The following is a 10,000-nucleotide window of genomic DNA, read 5'->3' as shown; positions in this document are numbered from 1 at the left end:
CCAGCTCCAGCAATTCACTGTTAGCGGTCGCCTGAGCGTATTTTTCGACAAAACTAGGGTAAGACTGAGTCAGTTCTAACTGCTCTGTTAACGCTGTGTTTAAGCTGTACGTCTGGCCTGCCAACTGCACTTCAGTAGCGCCATCTAAGCCTGTCGCTGTAAGAATAGCGTCCACGGCTTGGTGGTCATTGAGGAAATACACGCCAAGCGAGTCACCAGGCTGATAGGTGAGACCTGAATCGGCCAAAGAGATTTCAATATGGCGCACATCTTTGGTTGAATCACGGCCTGTGATTTTCTGATTCAGCGACAGCTCTGCGGCAAAAGGAGTTTCTTTGTTATAGGCACTGTCATGCCCTGCAGTGGCCGTGGCGCCAGGCCAGGCAATAACCTGGGCGGAACCCGCAGCTTGTTTTAACTCTGGTGCAAAAGCCTGAACTGCAGTTTCAGTCCAGCTGGCCGCTTGTGCAGCATAATCTACATCCAGATCAGCGCGGGCATGCAAACGCTTAGCGCCTAAAGCGGCCAATTGTTCGTCAAAGTCGATAGCCGTTTTACAGAAAAATTCATAACTGGTATCGCCTAAACCCAACACGGCATAGCTCAGACCATCCAGTTTTGGTGCTTTTTTGCTGAATAAAAACTTGTGGAAAGCCACAGCACTTTCTGGCGGCTCGCCTTCACCATAGGTTGAAGTGACGATTAGCAAATATTTTTCTTTTGCCAGTGAAGTGGTTTTATAGCTACCTATGTCCGTTAGCTTAACCGCTATGCCTTGCTGCTCAGCCACAGCTTTGACCTTAGTAGCTACAGCTTTGGCATTGCCTGTTTGTGAACCATACAAAATAGTCAGCACTGCACTTTCATTGCTTTGTGACAAAGGCGCAGTTGCCTGTCCGGACAGCTGAGCAGCCGCAGCCAGATAGCCACTGACCCAGGCTTGCTGAATTGGATTTAACTGGCTGACAAGCAACTGTAAATCCTTGATTTGTTGAGCAGACAAAGGACTGGCCTGAGCAGCTAAAGAGGCAAATAGCATAAAAACACCACGAATAAGCTAAGTTGACGCCATTTTAGCCGTCTAAACGGATAAACCTAAATAACCCTTATCTCTGCTTTATAGCTTTTAGTTATTAAAAATGTTTTTTGATTTATAACTGTAAAGACAGATGACTTCTTGCCCTTAATACAACGGGTTGTTAGCATGGGTTTAATCTGTTCAAGGAGTTGTATAGTGGCCGCTCAGCTACTTTTTTTATGCCTGGCTCTGTTCCTGTTTGTACCTGCAATAGCTCATGGTCAGCAGGTGGAAGTTTCCACCCCAACCGAGCGACAGCAGCTACAGCAACAACTCGCGCAAAGCACAAAGGCAGAGCAAAGGCTGCAGCTTTTAGTGCGCCTGACCGAGGTTTTTGTGACACAAGACCCGGCCTTGAGTCTGAACTATGCAGCACAGTGGTTGGCTCTTACCAAAGACAGAGAGAGCGCAGACTACAGCAGAATACTGCTGCAACAAATTACCGCCCATATGCTGCAAGGCAACTATCAGCACGCCTACCGGATCAGCCAGGAAACCGAACGCTTAGCGCGGATGAACAATGATACCAAACAATTGTTTAATGCTTTGCGAAGGCAAGCTGACAATCTGAATCGTTTAGGCCAACCAGATCAGGCTTTGCCCAAAGCTCTGGAAGCCATGCAAATCGCAGTAGCAGCGAATAATGCCGTACCTCTGCAAATCATCCGTTATGACTTAGCCCACATTTATATGAATTTATATGCCTACCCCCAGGCTATTCAAATTGCCAGTGATGGTTTAAACCTGGCGATGACCGGGGATGACAGCAACCGTCAGGCCAACTTCCTGCATCTGCTGGCAGAAGCGAGCCGACTTTATCGGCAAGATAAAAATGCCGAAGATTTCGCCCGTAAAGCTCTGGAGTTGCGCTTAAGTCGACAGGAGCTTGCGTTGACCGCTCAGTACCATTTGAGTCTGGCCAGGGCTTTATCCGCCCAGCACAACTATCAGGAAAGTGAACAGCAGCTGCAAGCAGCCTTGTTGGCCGCCAGACAGGTAGATAATAAGATAGAGCAAGCCGATGCTTTGCAAAGTTTGGCTTGGCTGGATTTGCATTTTAATCGTCCGGAGCTGGCTAATGACAAATACCAGCAGATCAAACAATTGCTGCACGCCACAGACCATCAGGCAAACTTAAGAATATTCGGCTTACGCCATTTGTCCGCCTTGCTTGAGTTTAATCAGACCAGACAAGCCTCAGTGTTAGACCAGGAACTCGGGTTAAAAATCGCCCACTTTGCCGATCCTCAAAACCAGTTGGACTACTGGAAAGTCAGAGCCGAACTGGCCCGGTTTGCTAACAAAACTGCTGAGGCGCTGGAGGCTGCACAACAAGCACTGACTCTGCAGCAAGAGTTATTTGATGACAGGATCCATAAACAAGCTTTGGTGATCGCCAGCGAACAGCATAAAAACTTACTGGAAAGAGAATTAGAACAGGCGACTCAGCAAGGAAAATTGGATCAACTGACCCAGCAACATCAAAAAAATATGTTGTTGTTATTGTCAATTGGGGCTTTTCTGGCATTGGCCTTATTGTTATCGCTGTTTTACCACAAGTCACGTCGTAATTTCCTGCTGCTGCAAAAGCAACAAGAAATGGCGCAACAAAAAATTGCGATAAAAAATGAATTTATCGCCACTTTGGGTCATGAAATCCGCACGCCGCTGCAAGGTATAGATGCAGTGCTGGTGCAACTCTTACCTGAAATTAAGCAACCAGATGGTCAGCAAAAAATCCAGTTGGCCCGTCGTTCAGTTTGGTCGCTGGACAATATAATCAATAACATTCTGACCACTAGCCGACTGGATCATGGTGTCTATCAACCCATGGCGCAACAGGTAGTATTGGCGGAACTGTTAGAACGTTTACATAGCTTGCTTGAACCCCTGGCCAGTAACAAGGGATTAAAACTAAGCAGCTCTGTTGCAACGAATGTCCCTGGCTTACTGCTGCTGGATGAAAATTTACTGACCCAACTGTTAACCAACTTAATCTCTAATGCAGTGAAATACACCAAACAAGGTGAAGTAGAGGTCAGAGTAGAACTACAGCAGCAACAGGACTCCACTCTGACACTGCTATTCAAAGTCCGTGATACAGGTATAGGTTTAACAGCATTGCAAATCAGTCAGCTGTTAAGAGGAGAGAGGTTAAATCAACAACGGGCTTTGCAGGCAGGGCCTGGTCTTGGCATGCTGGTATGCCAAAAGCTGCTTCGCCAATTGGGTTCAGAGCTTGAGATCCAGTCTGTACCTGGGCTTGGCACTGAAGTTAGTTTCAGCCTGCAATGTCAGATTTCGGCTCTGCTACCAGCGACCCCGTCGCACAGTACTGAACAGCATAATGCTTTAGTGGTGGATGATGACGAATTATGCCGTATCAGCCTGGAACAAAATTTAACGCAAATGGGTTTTGTCGTGACCTCAGTCCGTAGTCTGCACGAGGTTCAGCAATTACCAGCACAGCTCTGGTCCTGGGTGTTTTTAGATGGCCAACTTGAAGATGCTAACGCTGAGCAAACGATCCAACAGTTGCAGCTCCGACAGCAAGTGGATGACAGCAGTCGTTTTATACTGGTGAGTGGGTCTTTGGATAATACGCCACCTGCTCATATCAGCGCTTTACTGCTCAAGCCATGGCGACGGGAACAACTGCAGGCTCTGATAGCACAACTGGCTCAGCTTCCGCCTCTCAAGCCTTTGTATCAAAACGATTACCTGCAACAGGCTTTATTGGCATTACAGCCCGAACAACGTCTGTCGATGGACATCAATGTGCAGGAGCAACTTCAGGCACTGCAACAAGAACTCAGTGAGGTCACACCTGATCCTAAAGTATTTCACCGTCTTATTGGCAGTATGGGACAGTTGGGATTAATGCGTCTAAGCCAGCTTTGCAGGCTCAGTGAGCAACACCTGTTGCAGCATGGCACATTAGAACCCTGGCTCTGCAGCCAGCTACAACTTTGTTTGCAGCAAAGCAAAGAAGTAATTTCAGTGCTGTTCAGGCGTTACCAACAGCACACTTAAGCTCCTGTTCAGTCAGATGCCAAAGACTATTCAGTGGTGATTCAGCGCATAGTCAGCAGCATGGTTTTTTTACCTTACTGAGGTTGTTATGAAGTATAACTTTGCAGGGGCCCTGATGTTGTTCAGCGGATTCAACTATGCACAGGGTCAATGTGCCTTAACATTGCAGGATGATTTAAAAGTGAGCCCTTCTGTCGTCAGCATTCAGCGCGGTGAACAGGAGTTATGGCGTATTGATAGCAAGGGGCAGTTATGGTTGGCCCAGCAGAAAAGCAGCTACACAGCGGATACACAGCAGCACCTAAAGGCTTATCAGCAGGGTATTCGCTCTCAGGTTACAGCAGCTGCAGCGTTGATGGATGACAGTCTGCAATTGGCCAGATCTGTATTGGATCAGAATGTCAAAGCGACAACAGGCACAAGTCTGGCCGAAAATCCGGAGTTGCAGCAGCCAGTAGAACAGCTGGAGCAGCAACTCAATCAGTTAGTACGACGTCAGGGGGATACCATTTACGTCTATGGAAGTCAGCTGCGTTCAGCGGATAAAAACTTAGCCAAAGAAGCTGAGCAACGCATCCAGCAGGCTGTGGCCAGGATCAGTGGCCAGATGATGCTGACCTTGGGACAAAATGTGCTACAAAGCCCGGGATCGGCAACGGAAAAAATGCAAAGCTTTCGCGCAAAAATGCAGAGCTTTGGCAGCCAGTTAAAGGCTGATATGCAAAAGAACAGTAAAAATCTACAGCTACGCGGCCAGCAAATTTGCCAGCAATTGAAGACTCTGGACCAGTTGGAACAACAAATTCAACAACAGATCCCGGCCATGTCACCCTATGACCTGATCGATGGACAGAGTGAAGGTTTTAAAACTTTGTTATAACGAGGAAAAACGATGATTCAACGTATACAACCGGGAAAAAGATACAGCGAAGCTGTGATAGCTAATGGTTTGGTATTTTTATCCGGTATGGTGCCTGAAAACACTCAGGAGGACGCCACAGCACAAACAGCTAATGTGCTGGCACAAATTGATGCGCTGCTGGCGGAAGTCGGCATCAGTAAAAGCCGTATTGTCGACGCTATTATTTATCTGGCCGACATGGCCGATTACAATGCAATGAATACAGCCTGGGATCTATGGGTTGAAGATGGCCAGGCCCCTGCCCGGGCTACAGTCGAAGCCCGTTTAGCTAACCCAGAGTGGAAAGTCGAAATTAAAGTGACTGCAGCACTCTAATTCTGGCGAGCCTGTGTTTTGCTTTGTATTTCTTTTGCCAATTGCTGCAGTTTTTCACTTTGGCCAAAAATTTCAGCAAATTGCGCTACCGTCATTTTTGCTTTATCTGTAACAGGTGTTTTCGCATCTATTGATTGATTTTCTTTGCAATCAATTGGATAGAGAATTTTTCCTATTGTCCACTCCGCTTTGACTATAGCGCCCATCATGGCGGTGTGACCACGCTTATCCCGTAAGCAGGCATCTGCACCTTGTTGCAGCAGCAATTCAACAGCTTGCTGCTGACCTGCATAGGTGGCCACCATCAGAGCGGTATAACTTTGGCTATTTCGGTGATCAACAGGAAATCCCTGCTGTAAAAACTCATTGATTACCACAATGTCCCCAGTTCGGGCTGCAGCAAAAAAGTAAGAGGTGAGCTGTTCCAGCGGATCAGAGGCTTGTTCTTCAGAACGCACTATAGCGCTTAACAACATCAAACTCAGTAACAGTAATCGCATCAGACAAATACCTCAAATATAGAGTTATGGATTCCCCAAAGTAATTGAAGTTGCAGCGAGGCGACAAGTGAGCGAGGCCCCAGGAGCATAGTTGTCCTATGTGACTGGGGCGAGAGCGCTAGTCAACAAAGCTGCGGCTTCAAGTACGCATGGTCATGAATTCCCCAAAGTAATTGAAGTTGCAGCGAGGCGACAAGTGAGCGAGACCCCAGGAGCATAGTTGTCCTATGTGACTGGGGCGAGAGCGCTAGTCAACAAAGCTGCGGCTTCAAGTACGCAGGGGAATTGGTGCCTGCGAAACTCACCCTGGGTGCAGGACAGAGCATACGAGTTTCGCAGGGCTTTAAACTACGATCGGATGGAGGGAAAAACCAACCAACCTACACCTGGTAAACACTTAAAGAGAGTTAGCGATTTGCTGCACTTGCTTTAGATCGCCTTTGACAGCCTTTGTTAAACGAGTGCCATAATCGCTGTCGGCTTTGTAAAAGTGAGCCAGCATTTTGTGTTTGGTGACTGAGTCTTTCACAGCACCCAAATCACCGGATAAATTACGGATCAGATTGGCTTGCTGCTGCTTAGTAAAGCTGCGGTACAAAGCTCCAGCCTGACTGAAGTTATCCTGTTTGCTGATAGCCTTTTGCATCACAGTGCCATCCAGTTGGGTTTCCACAGCACGGGCAGCTGTCATCACAGTTTTTGGCTCGATGCGACTTGGCTCGTAATTGACATTAGATTTACTGTTGCCAAAATTCATAGCACCATCCTGATTGTGGTTATCCACCGTTACTCTGGCTTTGTTAATCGGCAGTTGGCTGTGATTGACTCCCAAGCGATACAGCTGAGTATCGGCATAAGAGAAAATACGCCCCTGCAGTAAACGGTCTTCTGATGGTTCTATGCCCGGAATCAAATTGGCTGGGGCAAAAGCCGCTTGTTCGGTTTCTTCAAAAAAGTTATCCGGCATGCGGTTTAATGTCATAGTGCCGACTTTACGCTCTTTCACGTCGGGCCAGGTTTTGGTTGCATCCAGTGGATTAAAATCGAAGTCATCCAATTGATCAGGCGTGAGCACCTGCACATACAGATCCCATTTCGGATTATTGCCTGCATTGATGTTCTGATACAGATCCCGGGTCAGGTGATTAAAGTCCATGCCCTGAGTTTTAGTGACCTGATCCGCATCCAGAGATTTCACGCCCTGCTGACTCTTCCAGTGAAATTTGACGTAATGCACTTGTCCCTTGTCATTGACGAACTTATAGGCGTGTACACCAAAACCATCCATTTCACGGTAGCTGGCCGGAGTACCTAAGTCCGAGTAAACAAATGTCAACATCTGGGTCGAACCCGGTTCGTGCGACATAAAATCAAAGACACGATTTGGATCCTGTATATTGTCGATTGGAGAAGGTTTTAAGGAATGCACCATATCCGGGAACTTAATAGCGTCACGGATAAAAAACACCGGCAGGTTATTTCCCACCAGGTCCCAGTTGCCTTGATCAGAATAAAATTTTACGGCAAAACCACGAGGATCCCGCAGCGTTTCAGGGCTGTGATTGCCATGAATCACTGTCGAAAAACGCACAAAAACCGGCGTCTTTTTCCCTTGGCTGGCAAAAGGCGCAGCCAGGGTTAAATCGGACAAATCATCAGTAGCGACAAATTCGCCATGAGCACCTGTACCACGGGCATGTACAACACGCTCAGGAATACGCTCACGGGCAAAACGTTGTAATTTTTGGATCAGGTGTACGTCCTGCAGTAACACACTGCCATTTGCACCTGCTGTTGTGGAATTCTGGTTGTCACCGACCGGAGCACCATTGTCTCTGGTTAAAGTGCTTGCATGCACAGCTAAAGACAAACCTAAAGCTACGACTAAGGCTGATTTTTGAAACATTGTTATGACCCTCTTTAGAGTTCGCTCTATCCTGCCAACACAGAGTAGAGGCTAAGGGTCAATTAAAAAAACAAAATAAAACTATCGCATCAATCTAAAAAACAAATAAGGGTTTGAGTAACCTACTCAAACCCTTATGTTTTAACTGTAAAGCTCAGTTACGACTTGATTCAGATTTTACAGGCTCCACCTGCACAATCATCTGAATCGTCATCGGCCATGGCGGCCTGTTCCGCCGCTAACAGATCAGCTGCAAGCTGCTGTTGCGCTGTTTTTTTCTCTGCGCCATCAAAATCCAGATGGTCTAAATCAAAATCAAATTCGCTCATTGTATGCTCCGCTTTGCTGGGTATAGTGCCAAAGTAATCAGAGTTGCAGAGGGGCGACAAATGGGTTAACCCCGGTTAACTACTAGTCTTAGCTAACCGGGTGAGAACACGCATTCAACAAAGCTGCAGCTTCAGTTACTAAAGGTATAGCCGTTATCTTGGGCTACTTTACGCAGCTTTCAAGTATGCATACAACTGAAAGCGACGAATTAACCGTAGATCTGAACCAAAGCTTCACGACGCTGCTGTTCAGGCATAGCTTTTAATTGCTGAATTAAAGAAGCTGGTAATTTGCGGGCAGAACCACGGGAGTATGCACGAATTTGCGCTTCTGCATCCTGAGTCAATCTGGCAGTCAAAGGATTAAGTAACTGAGCACAAGAGCTGCGGGCAGGTGTAAAACCTAATTTTTTTGCATAAGCTTTTAGCATGTTTTCCGCAGCATTTTGTGCGACAAGCTCACAGTATTCAGTATTTGAATAAGTGTAGTCAGATGCAGCCAGAACCTGGCTCGTCAGTAAAGTAGCAAAAGTAAATGCAGCAGCAGTAACAAATTTCATAGGTCTTCCCCAAGGTTAAGTCATTTCACTGAGCGTTATTATTCCGCAATGCTATGACAAGACTGTGTAAGAAAGACGAGAAAAAGTGTGACAGTAGCATTAGATATTCTAATGCTACTGAAAGCGATTTATAACACTTGTTGCCCTGATTTCACTACCAACGCAGGCTGTTCCAGCACTGTGATGTCCTTGAGGGGATCCCGAGGTACAGCTATTAAATCAGCAAAAGCCCCAACTTCCAACACACCAACATTCTGTAGTCCTTGCTCATTCTTCCAGTTCAATAATGTACCTGCATTCAGAGTTGCAGCCTGGATCGCCTGTAAAGGTGTCATGCCCCACTGCGTCATATAGGCAAACTGGCGGCCATTTAAGCCATGTGTATAAACACCAGCATCTGTTCCATAGGCCATCTTCACGCCAGCCTTTACAGCTTTTTGGAAGTTTTGCCGTTGTAACAAACCCACCTTTTTTTCTTTGGCTAAAGACTCGGGCAAAATACCGGCTTTTTCACCCTCACTTAAGATATAGTCGCTGACGTACACATCCATTACCAAATAAGTGCCATGTTTTTTTGCCAGCTTGATGGCTTCATCGTCAATAAAGCTACCGTGCTCTATAGAGTCAACACCAGCTTCAATAGCACGTTTAATGCCTTGTAAGCCATGAGCATGCGCCGCCACTATCCGGCCTCTGTCATGCGCTTCGTCTATTAAGGCCTTCATTTCTTCAAAGTTATACTGACTTGCGTTTACATCGGTATTTTTTGACAGCACTCCGCCTGTGGCAGCAAACTTAATAACATCAGCGCCATATTTGATGTTTTCACGCACTTTGGCCCGGACTTCATCTGGGCCATTCGCCACACCAGCACTGCGGGCATTGTAAATATGAGGAAGCAGATTGTTGTCACAATGCCCCCCCGTTATACATATAGTGTTAGCAGCTACCCGCATCCTTGGGCCTTGAATTTCGCCATCTTCTATAGCATCGCGCAAAGACACATCAGCGAAACCTGCAGCTCCTAAGTTACGTACAGTGGTAAAACCAGCTTTTAATGTGGCTTTGGCAGCACTAACACCAAAGATAGCTTCTCGGGTTGGTGTTTCGACTAAACCACGGTAGCCATGTTTTTGTGGATCTGAAGTTAAATGCACGTGCATATCAATCAGGCCTGGCAACACATAATATGTGGATAAATCAATAGTTGGCACGGTCGCCGGCGCCTGGTCTAAATCCACAATAGCGCTGATACGACCTGCTTCAACCAGAATAGCTTTGTTTTTCTGGTAGTTCCCAGTGCGAACATCCAGCAGTTGTCCAACCAGAATGACTTGCTCAACCTGAGCGCACACCA

The 10,000-nt window shown here is 46.8% G+C and carries 9 protein-coding genes; 3 read left to right on the top strand and 6 right to left on the bottom strand.

Annotated features, from left to right (window positions below; translation table 11 throughout):
- Nucleotides 1–1,039: flavodoxin domain-containing protein (locus LDL40_RS10600; protein ID WP_300995317.1), on the bottom strand; the 1,039-nt coding region annotated here is incomplete at its 3' end.
- A gap of 195 nt (nt 1,040–1,234) precedes the next feature.
- Between LDL40_RS10600 and LDL40_RS10595 the strand changes: the two genes are divergently transcribed.
- The 3 genes from LDL40_RS10595 (at nt 1,235) to LDL40_RS10585 (ending at nt 5,348) form a co-directional block, all read left to right on the top strand.
- Entirely contained in the window at nt 1,235–4,111 is a 2,877-nt protein-coding gene (locus LDL40_RS10595) for an ATP-binding protein (RefSeq protein WP_300995316.1), read from the top strand.
- Between the two features lie 88 nt (nt 4,112–4,199).
- A complete protein-coding gene (locus LDL40_RS10590) occupies nt 4,200–4,991 on the top strand; it encodes a DUF2884 family protein (protein ID WP_300995315.1) in 792 nt (263 codons plus the stop codon).
- 12 nt (nt 4,992–5,003) lie between these two features.
- Nucleotides 5,004–5,348, top strand: coding sequence for a RidA family protein (locus LDL40_RS10585; protein WP_300995314.1), 345 nt, complete (start codon nt 5,004–5,006; stop codon nt 5,346–5,348).
- Here the strand turns inward: LDL40_RS10585 and LDL40_RS10580 are convergent.
- From LDL40_RS10580 to LDL40_RS10560, 5 genes are all read right to left on the bottom strand, one after another.
- On the bottom strand, nt 5,345–5,848 hold the full coding sequence (locus tag LDL40_RS10580; RefSeq protein WP_300995313.1) for an ankyrin repeat domain-containing protein: 504 nt from the start codon (nt 5,846–5,848) through the stop codon (nt 5,345–5,347). The genes LDL40_RS10585 and LDL40_RS10580 overlap by 4 nt on opposite strands.
- A 397-nt stretch (nt 5,849–6,245) precedes the next feature.
- Complete coding sequence (locus tag LDL40_RS10575; RefSeq protein WP_300995312.1) at nt 6,246–7,754, bottom strand: catalase; 1,509 nt, start codon at nt 7,752–7,754, stop codon at nt 6,246–6,248.
- Between the two features lie 170 nt (nt 7,755–7,924).
- On the bottom strand, nt 7,925–8,083 hold the full coding sequence (locus LDL40_RS10570; RefSeq protein WP_300995311.1) for a hypothetical protein: 159 nt from the start codon (nt 8,081–8,083) through the stop codon (nt 7,925–7,927).
- Between the two features lie 209 nt (nt 8,084–8,292).
- Nucleotides 8,293–8,643 (bottom strand): hypothetical protein, encoded by a 351-nt coding sequence (locus LDL40_RS10565; RefSeq protein ID WP_300995310.1) that lies wholly within the window; start codon nt 8,641–8,643, stop codon nt 8,293–8,295.
- Nucleotides 8,644–8,771: 128 nt separating this feature from the next.
- A complete protein-coding gene (locus tag LDL40_RS10560) occupies nt 8,772–9,998 on the bottom strand; it encodes an amidohydrolase family protein (protein WP_300995309.1) in 1,227 nt (408 codons plus the stop codon).
- Nucleotides 9,999–10,000: the final 2 nt, after the last annotated feature.

It is taken from the genome of Rheinheimera sp., assembly GCF_020217005.1.
Classification (GTDB): domain Bacteria; phylum Pseudomonadota; class Gammaproteobacteria; order Enterobacterales; family Alteromonadaceae; genus Pararheinheimera.
Note: the sequence above shows the minus strand (reverse complement) of the source record. Positions and strands in the feature narration are given on the sequence as shown.

Bases quoted from the DNA above. Each gene is read 5' to 3' on its own strand.
- LDL40_RS10590 (WP_300995315.1), top strand. From the start codon at position 4,200: ATGAAGTATAACTTTGCAGGGGCCCTGATGTTGTTCAGCGGATTCAAC.
- LDL40_RS10585 (WP_300995314.1), top strand. From the start codon at position 5,004: ATGATTCAACGTATACAACCGGGAAAAAGATACAGCGAAGCTGTGATA.
- LDL40_RS10570 (WP_300995311.1), bottom strand. From the start codon at position 8,083: ATGAGCGAATTTGATTTTGATTTAGACCATCTGGATTTTGATGGCGCA.
- LDL40_RS10565 (WP_300995310.1), bottom strand. From the start codon at position 8,643: ATGAAATTTGTTACTGCTGCTGCATTTACTTTTGCTACTTTACTGACG.
- LDL40_RS10575 (WP_300995312.1), bottom strand. From the start codon at position 7,754: ATGTTTCAAAAATCAGCCTTAGTCGTAGCTTTAGGTTTGTCTTTAGCT.
- LDL40_RS10580 (WP_300995313.1), bottom strand. From the start codon at position 5,848: ATGCGATTACTGTTACTGAGTTTGATGTTGTTAAGCGCTATAGTGCGT.